This is a genomic window from Rhizobium sp. CFBP 8752, from assembly GCF_014842035.1.
Taxonomy (GTDB): domain Bacteria; phylum Pseudomonadota; class Alphaproteobacteria; order Rhizobiales; family Rhizobiaceae; genus Neorhizobium; species Neorhizobium soli.
The window spans coordinates 2,621,008-2,636,682 of sequence record NZ_JACYUZ010000001.1; the positions used below are offsets into that span (position 1 = coordinate 2,621,008).

The 15,675-nt window shown below is 60.0% G+C and carries 10 protein-coding genes; 1 reads left to right on the top strand and 9 read right to left on the bottom strand.

Annotated features, from left to right (window positions below; translation table 11 throughout):
* Positions 1 to 93: 93 nt before the first annotated feature.
* The 6 genes from IFT59_RS12685 to IFT59_RS12710 all read right to left on the bottom strand — a co-directional run bounded on the left by IFT59_RS12685 (position 94) and on the right by IFT59_RS12710 (position 7,091).
* Positions 94 to 1,032, bottom strand: coding sequence for a DUF429 domain-containing protein (locus tag IFT59_RS12685; protein WP_192087002.1), 939 nt, complete (start codon positions 1,030 to 1,032; stop codon positions 94 to 96).
* A gap of 35 nt (positions 1,033 to 1,067) precedes the next feature.
* On the bottom strand, positions 1,068 to 1,841 hold the full coding sequence (locus IFT59_RS12690) for an ATP-dependent Zn protease (protein ID WP_192087003.1): 774 nt from the start codon (positions 1,839 to 1,841) through the stop codon (positions 1,068 to 1,070).
* Entirely contained in the window at positions 1,838 to 3,805 is a 1,968-nt protein-coding gene (locus tag IFT59_RS12695; RefSeq protein WP_192087004.1) for an ATP-binding protein, read from the bottom strand. Before IFT59_RS12695 ends, IFT59_RS12690 begins: the two co-directional genes overlap by 4 nt.
* Positions 3,798 to 4,301, bottom strand: coding sequence for a hypothetical protein (locus tag IFT59_RS12700; protein WP_192087005.1), 504 nt, complete (start codon positions 4,299 to 4,301; stop codon positions 3,798 to 3,800). Before IFT59_RS12700 ends, IFT59_RS12695 begins: the two co-directional genes overlap by 8 nt.
* A gap of 149 nt (positions 4,302 to 4,450) precedes the next feature.
* On the bottom strand, positions 4,451 to 5,590 hold the full coding sequence (locus IFT59_RS12705; protein ID WP_192087006.1) for a hypothetical protein: 1,140 nt from the start codon (positions 5,588 to 5,590) through the stop codon (positions 4,451 to 4,453).
* A gap of 319 nt (positions 5,591 to 5,909) precedes the next feature.
* On the bottom strand, positions 5,910 to 7,091 hold the full coding sequence (locus IFT59_RS12710) for a hypothetical protein (RefSeq protein WP_192087007.1): 1,182 nt from the start codon (positions 7,089 to 7,091) through the stop codon (positions 5,910 to 5,912).
* 340 nt (positions 7,092 to 7,431) lie between these two features.
* Between IFT59_RS12710 and IFT59_RS12715 the strand changes: the two genes are divergently transcribed.
* Complete coding sequence (locus tag IFT59_RS12715) at positions 7,432 to 8,367, top strand: HNH endonuclease (protein WP_192087008.1); 936 nt, start codon at positions 7,432 to 7,434, stop codon at positions 8,365 to 8,367.
* A gap of 114 nt (positions 8,368 to 8,481) precedes the next feature.
* Here the strand turns inward: IFT59_RS12715 and IFT59_RS12720 are convergent, their stop codons facing one another.
* The 3 genes from IFT59_RS12720 to IFT59_RS12730 all read right to left on the bottom strand — a co-directional run bounded on the left by IFT59_RS12720 (position 8,482) and on the right by IFT59_RS12730 (position 15,675).
* A complete protein-coding gene (locus tag IFT59_RS12720) occupies positions 8,482 to 9,237 on the bottom strand; it encodes an HNH endonuclease (RefSeq protein ID WP_192087009.1) in 756 nt (251 codons plus the stop codon).
* On the bottom strand, positions 9,237 to 10,916 hold the full coding sequence (locus tag IFT59_RS12725; protein WP_249407535.1) for a DUF2326 domain-containing protein: 1,680 nt from the start codon (positions 10,914 to 10,916) through the stop codon (positions 9,237 to 9,239). Before IFT59_RS12725 ends, IFT59_RS12720 begins: the two co-directional genes overlap by 1 nt.
* Before the next feature lie 271 nt (positions 10,917 to 11,187).
* Positions 11,188 to 15,675, bottom strand: a complete 4,488-nt coding sequence (locus IFT59_RS12730) for an Eco57I restriction-modification methylase domain-containing protein (protein ID WP_192087011.1) — start codon at positions 15,673 to 15,675, stop codon at positions 11,188 to 11,190.

Below are 15,675 nucleotides of genomic sequence, written 5' to 3' on the forward strand. Positions count from 1 at the left end.
AAATCCCGAACTCGGAATCAAAAGAGCGCAATTTGTCTCAGGTCCTGAAGACGTGAGATCCATTGCTAACAACCTGCATCAAGCCGTCTCGGGTCAATGAGCGTCATTCCGATGATGACCAAGGATCCATCCCTCCCACCGGCGCACGCCATCGACATCAGGAACGCCTTCGTCGCGCCGCCCGTCGACGACGTCGAGCATGCCAAACAGGCCGACGGCTGCATCAAACCGGTCTTCACCGGATTTGTCGGCGCCGAAGCCATCTTCGATCATCGGCAAGAAAGCATGAGCGTCGATATCCGGCCGTGCCTCAAGCCAAGGTATCATCATCTTCGCTATCCGCTGGCGGTCGACCTGCCGCCGCTTGCTCCAGCCGCTGCGGGGCATGCCGAGCTGTCTGTAGACATCGCCGGGATAAGTCTCAGCGATAACGCATGACCTGGTATCGAGGAGATCGATCAGATTGCCGTCGAAGGGCCAGAGGCCGATGTCATCCAACCGCGGGACGATCATCTCGCGCCATCCCGTGATGGCGCCCTTTCCGACCTGATTGCCGCCGAGCGTCCAGAACAGCATGCAGGCGGCCTGCCTATCCGGGGCCGCGCGTTCGCAGAGACGTAAGAGCGCGTGCGGATCGGTTACGCCGAGAGCATCGAAGAGATGAGCACGTTGGGTGCCGCCCGGCCGCGCCGGATAGAACGGGCGGTGGAGGGAGATACGGCTACGGTGGTCCGCAACGCTATACCAGTCCGACCAGATACCCGATCCGAACGAGGCAAGGGCTTCACGAAACGAACCAAGCTCGGTGGCACGCGCGTAGGCCATCGGAAGACCGATCGGGAAATCGAAGCCGAGGAGCAGAGCGCCTTTCTCCACCGATCTGGCCTTCATCCGATCAATCAGGGTCGACGTGTCTCCCACCAGCTCTGGCGCATGCATCTGCCAGCGCACGCCGTCCCGGATGGCAACCGCCATCCATCGCTTCTTCCTGTCCATGCTCCAGTCGCAGTGAGCGACGACAGCAACATTCATAGCTTACTCCCCATCACGATGCGCACCGAAGGCTATCAGCGTCCTCCTCCGCGATCACTGTGTTTGAGGAGTTGCGTCACGGCCACTCCATCGAGCGCCTGGGCGTCGAACAGCGCCTTGACCAAAGCATCAAGTCTGTCCCGGCTCTCGTTCAGGATCTCGACGGCCCGTGCGAGCGCCTTCTCAAGCCGCGCATGAATGCGAGCCGACAGATCCGGATTGCCATCGAGCACGGCGGTCGGATCCTTGTCATCCCGATAGAGCAACGGCTGGATGGCGCCGAAGCCGAGGCTGCGCTCCATGGCGAGTGCAAGCTTCGTCGCCCGCGCCAGATCGCTGTCGTCGGTGCCGCCAGATCCGGCAGACACCTTACCGACCACGATCTGCTCGGCTGCCCTACCCGCCATGAGCATCGCCAGCATGTCCTCGCGATAACCGAGCGTATCGCTGCCGGATGCGGTGAAGCCAAGCTGGCTGTAGCCACCGCCGCCAGGCGTATCGATGTTGAGGCCGTGGATCGGACCGAGCCGGAGAGCGTGGTGAACGACCGCATGGCCGGACTCGTGGATCGCAAAACGCCAGCGCAGATCATAGGGCACCATCGGCCGGTCCATCCGGATACCTTCCTCGATGTCCTCGTAGCGGATCGACCGCTTCTGCCGGCGCGCTTTCAGCCGTGCCTGGCGAACGATCCGCTCGATGTCGGCGCCTGTCAGACCCATGGCGCGGGTCGCCAACCGGTTCAAGATCGCCTGAACGGCGGCGTTAGGCGTGGCGGGTTCAGTGTTCTGGTTTGAAGTGGCGGTCATTTCGCTGCTCCTTTCCGGACTTCGTCAGAACGAGGTTCGTCATCATCGTTGTTATCGGCCTGCCCGTCGAACACCGACGGTTCTTCGGTCAAGGCGCCGGCATCCTTTGAACATCTCTCCCCAGCGTCAGTGCTCTTCGATCCAGCCTCGCTGACCAGTGCCGCAACATCATCACCGAGATGGTGGGCAAAGATCTCCGCAAGCGTGGCGACATCGGGCATGGGGATTTCAATGTGGGTCTCCAATCGCCCGGAGCGCTTGATCGCGTCATCGATCTGTTCCGGCCTGTTCGTTGCGCCAACGATGACCAGCCCTTCACTCTTCACGGCGCCATCCAGCAGCTCGAGCGCCTTGTTGACCATTGTGTTCCAGTAGTCGGCGTACTCCTGTTCCGCTGGCTGCCGTTTGCCGATGCCGTCGATCTCGTCGATGAACAAAATTGACGGAGCAAGCGCACGTGCCTCCGCAAACGTCTTGGCCATCTTGTCGATGACATCGTTGAGATGCCCACCCTGCAGCCAGGTGGAAACGGAGGTGACGACCAGCGGAACCTGCAGGGTGTTGCAAAGCGCCCGGGCGAAGGTCGTCTTGCCGGTCCCCGGCGCGCCGTAAAGCAGAAGCTTGGTGCTCATGTCCGACCAGGCAAGCGAGCCTGTACGGTAGTCGGCGAGATCCAATTTCAGGTCCAGTGCCCAGGTTTTGGCCTTACCATATCCGGAGAGCGTTTCGACCGTCAGTGACGGGCGACCGGGCGCAATGGCTTCATTCATCGGCTCCGGCTGAATGACCTCGGCGCCCGATGGCTTGTCACGCTTCCACCCACCGCCGCTGTCCTTTCCGAACGAGGTCTTCTCTGACGATGCCGCACCCTGCTTCGACTTCGATGCCGTGCCGGCGTCGGTCGTAGCCGGATCGGCTTCGCCATCATCGCCGTCCCGGGCCGCAATGCGATTGCGCTCGGTGAGCGACGCCAGCACCGCGATCACCTCAGGCGTACTGCGCCCCGGCCTGAACGCCAGCACGGCGTCGTCGATGGTCAGATAGTGGGCATCGTAGGCATTTGACCACTGCTCGAGAGCGGCGATGCCAGCAGTGCCATGCATCACTTCCACCATCGTACTGATGAAGGCATAATCCAGCCAGCCTGTGGCGAGATCGATATCGGCGGCAATAATGATCTCGGACGGAATGCAATCCGACTTCTCCGAGATGGCCACAACGGGATAGTCCCGCGTCAATGCATTCACCAGCCGCCGCTGCAGCGCCGCCCCGCCGATGCGCCGGACATTGTCTCCGATGAACTGGATATAGGTCCGTCCCGCTCCTTCGGACGCTGCAAAAGATGCGTCGTCATAAACATAGTCACCATCAATCCCATTCGGCGCGCCCCCCGGGATGAAGCCAGGTACCTCGATCAGCCGCCGCATGGCCTGCTCGAAGCCTGCCATCGGTGCATGCAGTGATACGACTGGCGCCGACATGGCAGCAGCGCGAGCGATCTTGGCGAAGGGCTGATTGCTGTTCTCGATCGCGCGGGAAAGCACGATTGCGGCGACGATGTTGCTGACCAAGGGCGCTCTCCCCGCCCGGCCGACCAGGCCGACGGCGTAAGCGCGGCGCGCATGATCGGCGGCGGAGATACGCTCACCGCCCCCGGCGTGCGTCCCTCCGGATGGAAACGGCGCGACGAACGCCGAAGGCCTGCCTTCGGTCACGACGACGTCGGAAGTTTGAGGCGGCGGCAGAAGATAGCCGCCAAAATTCCGGCGCAGCCATACCAGATCCTGATCACGATCTCCGGACAGACGGGACGTATCGAAGGCCGGTGCATAGCGCCGCATGACATGGCCGCCGATCTCGACGATCTTCATGTGCAACAGGCCATTGCGATGCGCGTTGCGCTGCGCCTCGCGGCGGGCGATGCGCTCCAGGCGGCGGACGAGCAGACGGGAAAGCTTATTCATCGATCCGGCCCTCCGTCGTCGCGGCAATAATTGCCGTTTTGGCATCCGGCGACTGGGACATGGTCGGCTTATATTTTTTCAAACTACCCGGCCCTGCCTGGCGGCGCTCCCGGATCATGCGGCGACCGGGGCGGGGTTTGGTCGAATGCGGCTTGGCCGGATCCGGCTGAGATAAGGCAACAAGATCGCGGTTGCGCCCTGCGAGCCAGTCGAGCAACAGCCGGCAAGCAGGATTGCCGTGATTGGCATGCGCCCGCAGTCGATCGACGATGGTGTCTGGCACGGTGCCGGTAAGCCCATCACCCTGCCGGACATGACCGAGTGCAAGTCCAATCAGCACAGCCGGATCGTCGGCAAGCGGACGGACAAGACCGGATCCGGGATAGTGGAGGATGGTACCATGCGAGCGATGGCAGGCGAGGTTCGATGAGGCAGCGGACGAGGTCGCCTCGCAACGGATGCGCGGTGGCACGTCCGGATGGGTGTCGGAAGACATGACGGCTCCTCGGCCAGACCGCTGCGGGTCCGGCGCCAATGAGAGATGAGGGAAGGATGAGGAAGCCACGGCCTCTGGCCATGGCGGTAACGTCCGATGCCTGACGGCGAGCGTCAGGGCACGGCGTTCAAACCATCAGCACGGGTCGGTCAATGCGCCGCCGGACGGCGGGCATAGCCGACGCGGAAGAAGACCGGTGTTGGCGCGTCATCCTCGATCTCGTCGCACGGGCCGAAGACATCGGCGCCCAGATCATCACAAGTGCGATCATCACGAGCGAGATCGTCCTCACCCAAGCGGGCAGCCTGGTCTTCCTCGAAGGTGCGGCCTGGACCGTTGAGATTGATCTGCGAAGGAATGGGGACTGATGAATGACCGACCTCCTCGGCCGCAACGGTCACGACCTGCTCGTTCACCCCGATCGCCTTGCGCGCCTCGACTTCGAGAAGCTGCTGCACACGACGACCAAAACGCCGACGCAGTTCGGCCATGCAGGCCGCGACACCATCGATCTCCAGAAGGTCGTCAATCTCGGACAGGGCCCAGACCCCGTTGGCATGATCGCTCGGGCGGCTGGCACCATCGACGATCGCCACCTCGACCGTGTCGACCATCAGGCGCTTGTAGTTTTTGTAGAGCCAGTCCGGCAAGACCATCGCCGACGCCATCATCTTCATCTTCAACTCCTCGAGCCGGCTCGTATCGCCGTAGGAAGCGAGCGACCGCTTGAGGTCGAGGATATATGCCGTATGCCGGGCGCGGTTCACCACGATCAGGTCCGGGGTGTAGCTGCCTTTCGCCGGTGCCTCGCAATCGAGCTTCACGCCATCGAGGCTGGTCCAGTCGTTTCCGGACAGGGCTTCCATCGCCGCCTTGACCAGTGGCAGCTTCAGGGACTGCGTCAAGACAAGGACGTTCGGGTTCGCCTTGGCCAGGCGATCGACCGCCTGCTCCAACAGCTTGCCTTCGCGGAAAGAGACCGCCCGGACGAGCGAGGCGATATTGACGTAATGGCCGAGGATCTCGTCTTCCGTCGGATCGCCATCAACGATAGCCGCAATGGCGCGATCGATCAGCAGATCGAGATCGGCCTCGACATCGGCGAAGCGCACGAGATGCGGATGACGGCGCAGGACCGCAGGCTCGTGGACCGAAGCCACAGCCTGAACCGTGTTGCGGCCAAAGGCGAACGGGCGCGAGCGGGATGCGGCGGCCGCGGCGGCTTCGGCGGTGTTGATGATAGAACGGAGAACTTCCCCATAGGGGACAGAAATGGTATTCGTGCTCATAGCCCGATTCCTTCTTACCAAGGTTGACGGTCAGGCCCTTGTCGATGTTAGAGCATCGGCAGGGGCCGTCTTGTTCCGGCCATCCGGAACGTCCGTAACCTGGCAGGACCCGAGGCCCGGCTCAAGGACCCGGATCATAAAAAGAGAACGAAGCCGGTACAAGGTTAACGCCGGGCTCACAGTCACCGACCTGGATGGGATCGTAGATCGCTAACCGATTTCGTTTCCGCAGAATTCTGGCTGGATCCGGAAAATGAGAAAGGGCCGACAAGCGGCCCTCTCGAACTCGATGGCAAGACCAGGAGACCGGCCTTACAAGTTAAACCGTGGCGGATGGTGGCGAGGTCGGCTTTGCCTTGGCCAAGAATGCCGGACGCTGGACACGCTTCTCGGTCTTGGCCAGGGCTTCCGTCAAAGTCGGGATAGATTCCTGCCCCTTCTTCTCCGGCAGCGACAAGTCGACCGTGGCGACCATGCCAAATGCCGCCGCCATCGACGTTAGCGATTCTTCGACCGATGGCACACTGGCTACCTCCGACTTCGAACCCTTGGGAGCTTCGACCACCACTGTCTCGGCCACGGGAACCGCAAGGGCAGCGGCCTTCGCGTCCGGCCAGATCGGCCCGGCCTTTTTCGAGGTCGCCCAGTCCAGCAAGGGGACCACTTCGGTTTCCAGCCAGATCCGAAGCTCGGTCTTGTCGGGCCAATAGGTCTCGCTGCCCATTTTGTAGAGCAGCCGACTGAGCTTTTCCCAACCTGATTTCGTCGGCAACGCGGTGGACGACATCGTATGCTTAGAGTTCGGATGCGGCTGGACGAACTGTACCAGGCTTTCCAACTCACGGTGTGCGAGGCGTGCAGTCAAGTGGGTTTTCTCGGCGAGATCCTTCTTGACGATGTTGTTTTTCGGCAAAGCCTCGACAACGTGGGCGCGGATCTCCTCGATGTGCCCCGCGAATGACTTCATGCCCTCGCGGACCTTGATTGCGATGATCGCCTTGAGCCCGTCGAGCCCGCCGGCATCGTAAGGATCAACCTCCGGCTTCGGTTCGACGCCCTGCTTCGACCCGGCCATGATCGCCGCGACGTCCTGCACCCGCAGACGACCATTCAAACCAGCAAAGCCGATCGCCTGCTCGATCTGCTCCGGCGTTGCGGAACTCAGCTTGCCGAGAACCGTCGGCCCGACAGCGAGCTCAACGAGCATCGCCTTGTAAGCCTCCAGATTGCGGGACACGGCGCGCGCGGTCCGGATGTGCCGTGACGTGTAACCACAGCGCTCGACAGCCCATTTTTCCAAAGTTCCTTCCGGAAGCAGCGCGGCTGCCTTTTCGAGGTGCTCCCCGAGCTCAAAGGCCTCCGCGGTTGACCGACGCGTCACGCTAACGAGGAAGACAGCCGTATCCTCAAGCTGGGTCTGTGCTTCCTCCGGGATTGAGTTGGCTTCGTAGAAGGGGTGGGCAGCAGAGGCAAAAGCAGATGCTTTATTGATGTTCTTCACAGTCTATCTCCTTGAGTGTTTGTGGCAGTAAGTTTCCATGAACTTACCCAACTATTATCGCACAGGGCCCCGAGAAATAAACCAACTAAAGGTTTTGCAATAATTTGTTGCCAAGATTTATACGTAAAACAATACTATAATTACTTGAAGATTGGGCAGTTTACCCGCTTGGCAGAGGAATCTTGCTTCTCATTGCGGCAAGAAAAGCCTACACTTAATACGAGTGCGGCCTGAGGCGCTTTCCGGCCCGGGTGCACCCAAGCGCCCCCTTTCAACATCCTGCCCCGCCTGGTAGTCAGAACGGACTGGCCGCAACTCGTCTGCATGGAAGAGCGCGCTTATGGCGAAGGCAATTCTGACCACCAAGGTCGACCCGACCTACGACGACCTTCCGGAGGAGCGGTATCATTTCCCGCGCACCTACCTGCGCCAGGTCGAGGCTGCGAGGAGAGATTGGGTCGTCTATTACGAGCCACGGCGGCCCAGCGGCGATCTGATGAAGTCGGGCGGCAAGCAGGCCTATTTTGCGACGGCCAGGATCAGCGACATTATTGAGGACCCGTCAAAGCCCGACCACTTCTATGCGCTGATCGACGACTTCCTGCCCTTCGATCACGCCGTCCCCTTCAAGGAAGCGGAGCACTATTATGAGAGCGGGCTACGAAAGGACGACGGCTCGACCAACAAGGGAGCGTTCGGTCGCGCTGTCCGAAACATTTCCGACGCCGAATATGACCTGATCCTCGCCGCCGGCTTCGCGCATGTGCTCGGCAAGCGGGATCGCGAAAGATCGGCGCCCGATCCGGTCGAGGAGGCGCGCATCGGATTTGGAGACAATCCGCAGATGCCCTTCGAGATCGACAGCGTCGATCGCCGGATCGTATCCCAAGTGCTACAGCGTCCATTCCGGGACCGGGCCTTCTCGGTGGCCATCAAGTCGGCCTACCAAGACACCTGCGCCGTCACCGGCTTCAAGTTGATCAACGGTGGAGGGCGCTCCGAGGTTCAGGCCGCGCATATCCGCCCGGTGGCAGACCGCGGGCCGGATAGCGTTCGCAACGGCCTCGCACTTTCCGGAACCGTGCATTGGATGTTCGATCGCGGCCTGATTTCGATCGATGACGATTACAGCTTGCTGATTGCCGACAGCGGTGTGCCCGACACCATCACAAGGCTCATCAATCCAGAGCGGCGCCTGCTTGTCCCAGCACGCGCGGACGAGCGACCGCATTCGCAGTTTCTGCAATACCACCGCGAGAAGTTGTTCAAGGGTTGAGGATGCGGAAATAATTTCCGCTATTGCCGCAACCGGCATAGCTTGCGGCTCGGCAACCCAACGTTCCTGGACGCCGGTACAGCCGCTTGACGTCCTGAGCCTTCAAATAAATGCCTATGCATCCTCATACAGAAATGCGGCTCGATGCCATGCCAGCTTCTCGCGATGTTTATCGCTTAACGGAAGCGGGTTTTCCCAACGGAGCAACGCCTTTCCATCGGAGCTGAGCGTGGGCGAAAAGAGTGGCCTACCTGCATCATCGAAACTCACGAGACCGCTATCGAATGCGGCATCCCAGAGGGCTGAAAGGAGAAGGCCATTGTGAACGTCGAGCCGCTCCGCATCGCTATCGCAGTCTTTCCAGGGCTTGACGTGGGAAGCGCGCAGAAGCGCTGTGTCGGTAACGCCCGTCAAGGGGCAACGCCCTTGCCAATATGCCATAAGTCGCTCGCGGAAAATGTTCTGCCCGACCCGTTGCACAACGAGTCGCTCCGCCTCGGTCGATCGAGGTAAAATCTCCGTCCGGTGAAGGAACTCCTGAAGCGGCGCATCCGGAAGGCTCACAGCGAGTTCGTAGACACGCGGCATTGTTGCATACAGCAAAGCCAAGTCGGCGAACCGAAAGCGCGCGATGCCGGGTCCCTCGGCATCGCGCGGTTCGACGCCGATCTCCGCGATGACGCCAGCGTGATCCAATGCGAGGAGCCAGCCGCCTGTATTGTCGCGCGTGAGCCAGAGCGAACCCTGCGCCGTCGTAGAGGTGTAGTGCCGCCAGCCGCCGCTTTCGCCATGTGTCCGGCGAAAGCCATTCTGAAACGCGACCTTGTCGCATTCGTGACTCGTAACAAATGACTGTGGGGCACCGACCATCAAAAATCCATCGCGAACAGCCGGGCCTCGGGAGGTGTGGATGAGAGTTGGAGTCGCATGGCCGGATGATCGGGTTTGATCTGCGACGGTGCCGTTGTTGTCGTAACGATGTACTGGAAAGGTGGAGGATCGGCCTTCCTCTCCAGGCCCAAGGCGAAATCGAAGAGGTTCGAATAAATGCCAGCGTCGAGGTCTGCCTCACGTGGACTGTCATGAACAAGAAACGACGGCATGTCGGCCTTGCCATTCCCAGCCAGGATCATAGCAGCGAGGTCAAAGGCGACAATCTTGAATGACTCCACCGCGGCGGTAGACAGCCCTGCGCCGCGTGCCAACGATATCTCCGCATGAAGGCGTTTGCCGTCGAGCTTCATTTTCCCGGAGCATCCTTTCGGCATTAGGGCGGCAACGAGTTGCTGAAACAGTGCACCAAGATCGCCTATTGCCGCTGCTACACGTTCTCGCTCGAGCGCCACCGTCTGACTGAGCACTTCCAGCCTTCTATCGATGGCGTCCAAGCGTTGTACCGTTGGTATACGATCACTAAGTTGGCGATCGAACCAAGTCGCCTCACGAACCAATTCGCGCGCCCGATTGACAACCTTGTTAGCGGCAGAGTCCTGTTGCTCAAGCTGCGCTAACGAATTGTCAACCTGGGCGATCTCTTGGTCGAGCCGAACAATCTCTCGATCGAGCTGATCTATTTCGTCGGGCATCGCGCCTTTCTGCCGCTCCAGCTCCATCACCTGTTGCTCTGACCGAGCCATCCTGGACCGCAACTGGTCGATGTCACAACGCTCCAAAGAGATGCCGCATCCCTTTGCGGTCACTTCGTCGATATTTACATGGCAAATTGTGCAGCGGACAATGACGCCAGTTTCGAGCCTCGCTTGCTCGGTTCCCTGTTCCGCGCGGGCAGCGGCAATCTGACTCGGCAAGCTTTTGAAAAACGCTCTTTTCTCAGCCCTGTCTTCGCTTCTGTCATTTCGTTCAAACTGCAGCGCATGGCGCTTCTTTCGCAGCGTATCGCTTGGCCTCTGGCCCATGGCATGGTCGGCGCCCATAGCCCTCGCAAGTTGTTCTTGAGCTTTGTCGATGAGCTCCTTGCGAACCACTTCCTCGTTCGGGTCGCGATCGCTGGGAATGGAAAGGCTTTCGGAAAGTTCGGCGAACCGCTGACCCTGGAACCAGTCGATGTGGCCGAGCTTCTCTCGCAGGGTATCTCGTTCGCGCGCAAGCGCGCGGGCCGCGACGCTGGCTTGAACCTCGTCAGCGGAGAGCGCTTTGATTGCAAGGCGCATCAGGCTCAACTTCGTTTCAAGCGACAGCTCCTGCGCGGGTGATCCGGAACCAGATCGCTTGGATCTCCAGTCGAATAAATCGTCCAGGCGGCACTCTTGATCGCGGGTGAGCCATGCGAGGAGCACATCCCAAACTTGCTCTGCCTTCAAGTTGCCAGGGACCTGGTCTCTATAGCCAGCACAAAACCGATCCGAGATCACCGATGCTATCGTTGGAGGTTCGGTGCCCACAAGAATCTGATCAAACGTATCCTCGATGCGATCGGCACGTTCGGTGCGCGACGGAAGATTCATGCCGATAGGACGTGTTACTACCCAGCATTCCCCATCAATGATGATCTCTGCACCGACAAAGCCGTTTGGCAGCTTGTACTGCATGAGCGGACGTTGTTCTTCATTGGAGAAGTGCCGCTCACCCAGGCAGTATCGGATCAGCCGACAAAATGTCGTCTTTCCGCTGCCGTGAGGTGTGGCGCCGGTCCCATTCGTCGAGAGGTCCGGCGACCATACAATATTCACTCCGGGCCGAAGCGAAATGTTGCGCAACAGGGTCTTACTATCCTGCCAGAGCGCTATGCGCCGAACCCAAAGGCGTGGGCCTTGCTGACTTCCTGGCGAGGTGAACTCAATCTCATCTGGCTGAAATAGGTCAGGCTGCAAGACGTCCCTCCCGGATGAAAGGCAAGATTGCCGATGGCACCTGGCCGAGCCCCTGATCCAGATCAACGCCCTCGAGCCGTGACCAGGCGAAAAGTGCGCGACCGATAGAAGGATCGTTTGCATTCAGGGTTGAGCGGTCGAGCCTTACGCCAGCACCCCAGCGGCTGCCATCGGGCGACACATCCAGTACGGCTGATGAGACGAGCTCGTTGAAAGCTGCACCCCACGCTGCATTTGTCGGTGGAACGAGCTGGGTCAAGCCCTCTGGATGTGCCACAAGACGTTTCCATTCACGACGATCCGCTTCCGAAAGGAACCCATCAAGCAAACCTGGCTGCAAACAGGCCAACGCGGCCAAACGGACGCGGCGAAGGTCGGACGGCTCTGGCAAAATACCTACTAGGGCACGAAGCTGAGCGCGCACCCGATCGCGCTCACTTATCCCGTGCGGCCAGGCCCATACTGCATTAGAGAACTGTCCAAGCTGCGGAAGCTGGATCGGCCGCGCCGTGGCAGATACAGCATTGGCCATTCCGAGAACGGCGAACGTTCCGTCTTGCTGCATCCGATCCCATGCCTCGAGGACGAGGCGGCGGGTGCGGTATTCGCCGTATTGACGGTTTTCTTTTTCCTTGAGGACGCGGAAGGTTTCCGAGGGATAGTTGGGACCCTTCATATCGGCTGGATCGAGGATGTAGCGCAGCTCGTCGCGGGTCAAGTCGTAGGCGCGGGCGTAGAAGGCGTCGAGATCAGCGCGGAGCTGAGCACGGCGGTCCTCATCCCAGGCGAAAGGCGGGCCGCCGTAGCCTAGATCGCGGGCGAAGGGGGCGAGGCTGTGCGAGGTGTAAGTGAGTTCCAGGACTTTCGGGATGATGAAGGCAAGGCGGAGTTCGGTGTAGAAATCGGGTGAGAAAACGGGTAGCTGACGAAACGTGAACAGAGTTAATGAAATCCCACCAACTTTTTGCCTTGCGATAAAGTCTGTGCAAAGACTCGCCAAATTTGCATAGAGGCACGCAATCAGAGGGGGGGCAGTTCTTGGAAAAATCAGAAGAAATTTGTTTCCATTGCCCACCGCCGGAATAATACTACAAACAAGAGTTCTTTCATTTGTGCTTGCAGTAATATCTCGCCAACCGACTAGCCATTTTCTTTCCCAACTCTTTGAGCTCAGGCGCGCCCGCACCTCATCGTAAGGGACCCAATAGAAAGGTTCAGGCTCAAAGCTTGGATCTTGCCGTTCAGCCAACGACGTCTCTGGCAAAACGCGATTTCCTCGATCGTCACCGCGTTGACCATACCCGGCTGATCGATGATCGAAGAACGTGCACATTTTTGCCTCGTAAAGAGGAACGTAACGCGTTGAATTGCCGTCATGCCTCGTCGCGTCGGATGCAGGCGATATCCAATCTTGTTTTTCTCGCAGAAAACCCGACTTTGACAATTGATCGGCGGACCTAAACCACTCAGCGTCTTCCGCCATGTGCCAAATCCGCGTGTGAAAATCAGCGCTCCATGGATTTGAGGTCGGGACACTTGAGTCATCAATCAAGACGCGAGAGCTTTTATAGATCTTCGCCGTCAATTCTGCATCTGTCCGGGATCTAAATACTGGTGCGGTCTTTGTGTTAGGATTAATTGCAGAAATTTGCTGAGGTGAGAGAGTAAAATTGCGCTCCGCCTCCGACAACTGCGACGGAGCATTAAGATAAAATGCGAAGTGCGCATGCTGTTCATCACGGCCTAAGGTCAGCAAGGTGAACTTCATTGCACTATGAACGGCTGGGAATAGCCCGGCGCGGTTTTCGAAATCGACAAACATCGCGAGCCGTCGTTTCTCTACTATGTGCGCGAAGAAGGGCGCGGTTGTAGCATCAGTTGCAATGCCGGTAGGCACGATCACACCAGCGCGCAGGCGTGAGAGATTGGCGAATAGTTCTGCAAACAGCGCGTATGTGTTCACATCTCCTCGACCGGTCAGTGCAAATCGTCCACCATCTTCACCTGCAACACGGACGAACTCGCTGGTTGCCTCGGCCTCGCGTTTTGCGGTCTTGAAAGCATCTGAGAGGGCACGTTCCGCGCTGCCAGATGGGGCCTTTTCTAAAGCCTTGATGAACTTGTCCCGCGCGGCCTTGTTCGGTGCATTGGCGATCTCGGGCGAAAGGGCCGCAAAGAATTCCTGCTCCTGCAGCTTGATCCGCTCCCATGGCGGGTTGCCCAGCACAACGTCGAATCCGGTGCGCTGCATCACGTCGGGGAACTCCAGTGGCCAATGAAAGGCGCGGGCACGGCGGGCGGCCTTGGAGGCGTCCATCGTTGAGGGCCGGATATTGCCCTGATTGAGGGCCAACCACAGTTCCTCAGTCGTCGGCACGGTGCGGGCCGAAGCCCCTGCCGGTGCGCCTCCGACTTTCGGCAGCAGGAAAGCCGCGACATAGAGGTTCGCCGCCACCGTCGCCCGGACAAAGGCCTTCCCCTTGCGTAGCTCCTTGAACCGCGCGGCCTTGGCCCCGATCTGTTCCACCGTATCCTCGGGCAGATCGCGGAAGCCCGAGAAATCCAGTGCCAGCGGTTTCATCTCGGGCATACCGACCTGCCCGGTGCCGAAATCGAACCCTCCCTGACCCGAGATCGCGGCGCGGTTGGCCTGCAGGTAGTATTTCGCGGTGTCCTTGTCATCGCCGGTCAGCGATTTGTAGGCGGCATCGGGGATGCCGTCCTGCAGCACCTTTAGGTCAAACACCCCCAGCAGTGCATCGCCGCAGCGGATCTGCGCATCGAAGAAGCCGAGGGGAAGGCCGGGGTCTACCGTCTCGATCCACAGCGCGACCTTGGTCAGCTCCACTGCCATCGGGTTGCGGTCCACCCCGTAAATGCAGCAGCGCGCGACATCGCGCAGCGCATGGCGGAAGTCGGCCAGCGAAGGGGTGCCCTCCGCGCGAATGCGGGCCAGCCGCGTGGCGATGCGGCGGGCGGCAGCCAGCAGGAAGTGGCCCGAGCCACAGGCGGGGTCGATGACCGAGAGCTTCAGCAGTGCCTTGGCGGGATCGTCCGCTCCGGCCTCGGTCTTGTCGAGGACCGGATCGAGCGCGGTGTCGAGAAGTGCCTGAACGAGGCTGTCTGGCGTGTAGTAAGAGCCGGTGGTTTTGCGCTGGTTACCCCTCTGCTCGGCTGACTCGGAGGCGAAGACAAGCGTCTTGCCGTCCCCACCCAGTTGCGGCTGGAGTTCGAGGAGGGATTCGTAAACCGAACCCAGTTCCTCGGTTTCCATCGCGCGCCAGTTGACCGGCACCATGCCGTTCTTGTCCGACAGCCAAGCCAGGCGGTAGAGAGCCTCCATGAAGGCGCGGTTGCGCAGACGGGCGGTTTCGAGATGAGGCAGCTTGTCCTCGGCGAAAAGGCCGCCAAGAGCCGGAAGTTCGAGGGCGGGCTGGCCGCGCGTGAGGGCCCGGAAGACGACCTTCATGCCCTCGTAGCGGTCATGGTGCTTGTCCCAGGTCGCGGCGCGATAGCATTGCTTGCGCAGCGACTGCAGTGAGTAGCCTTCGGCGTAGAGGCTGCGGGCCTCGGGCTTTGACTTGTCTGGGTGAAGAAGATTTCGATCCTCAGCAACCATGAGAAAGATCAGACGGTAGACGAGGCGCAGCAGTTCGTTGAACCATTCGGTGAGGTTTACTTCGCCAGAGTGCAGTTTCGCTGCAAGATCGGGGTTGGCCTCCAGAAAGCCGGACCCGAGAAGCTTGAGGGCATCTTTCACCTGAAGGGCCAAGCGGTCACGAGCGGCTTCACCTTCCTTCGAGCCAGCGTCGCGCCATAGCTCCAGAGCGCAATCCGCTGCCGGGGCACCGGCTGCGCCGAAGCGGGATCGGTGAATCAGAAGCCATAGTACAGCGAAGGACGCGATGTCTTCGTTCATGAACATCTGGGTGAGATCGGCCTCGATGTAAGCGGGCCTTGTCAGCGAGGCATTGTCGCGCATCAGGCGCAACTGCACGCCGTTGGTCACGATGCCCCAAAGGGCATCTTCGCTGTCGTTCAGATAATCCTGAAGAGCGAAAGCCGGGGAGCGCGACCGGTCCGTCGAAAGCGTCGGGCTGCGGCGGTCAAGCTGCTCTTGAGGCGGGACAACCACGATAGGCACCCGGCCGGACGTCGACAGAGAAATCGGTGCCGATGCGGCAACGATGTCGGCATACCCGAACGTCTCCTTCAAAAACCCGGAGAAAAAGCGTGAGGTTGCGGCAGCCGACGGGCGCTCGATCTTCGCAAAGGCGTCGAAATGCGATTGCCCTACACGAAAGGCCGTCGCGATTTCCTCGCGGATCTGCAGACCCTTGCGAACCGAATAGTCCTCAGGGGACTGCTCGGGAGCCTGGCGCTGATCGATCTTGGAGATCATCGCGGGAGCGATCAGGTTGCCTTCAAGACTCAGCGATGGCCATGACGACATATCGGTGATGGTTTTGCGTGCCAT

Bases quoted from the DNA above. Each gene is read 5' to 3' on its own strand.
- IFT59_RS12685 (WP_192087002.1), bottom strand. From the start codon at position 1,032: ATGAATGTTGCTGTCGTCGCTCACTGCGACTGGAGCATGGACAGGAAG.
- IFT59_RS12690 (WP_192087003.1), bottom strand. From the start codon at position 1,841: ATGACCGCCACTTCAAACCAGAACACTGAACCCGCCACGCCTAACGCC.
- IFT59_RS12695 (WP_192087004.1), bottom strand. From the start codon at position 3,805: ATGAATAAGCTTTCCCGTCTGCTCGTCCGCCGCCTGGAGCGCATCGCC.
- IFT59_RS12700 (WP_192087005.1), bottom strand. From the start codon at position 4,301: ATGTCTTCCGACACCCATCCGGACGTGCCACCGCGCATCCGTTGCGAG.
- IFT59_RS12705 (WP_192087006.1), bottom strand. From the start codon at position 5,590: ATGAGCACGAATACCATTTCTGTCCCCTATGGGGAAGTTCTCCGTTCT.
- IFT59_RS12715 (WP_192087008.1), top strand. From the start codon at position 7,432: ATGGCGAAGGCAATTCTGACCACCAAGGTCGACCCGACCTACGACGAC.
- IFT59_RS12720 (WP_192087009.1), bottom strand. From the start codon at position 9,237: ATGGTCGGTGCCCCACAGTCATTTGTTACGAGTCACGAATGCGACAAG.
- IFT59_RS12725 (WP_249407535.1), bottom strand. From the start codon at position 10,916: ATGCAGTACAAGCTGCCAAACGGCTTTGTCGGTGCAGAGATCATCATT.
- IFT59_RS12730 (WP_192087011.1), bottom strand. From the start codon at position 15,675: ATGGCACGCAAAACCATCACCGATATGTCGTCATGGCCATCGCTGAGT.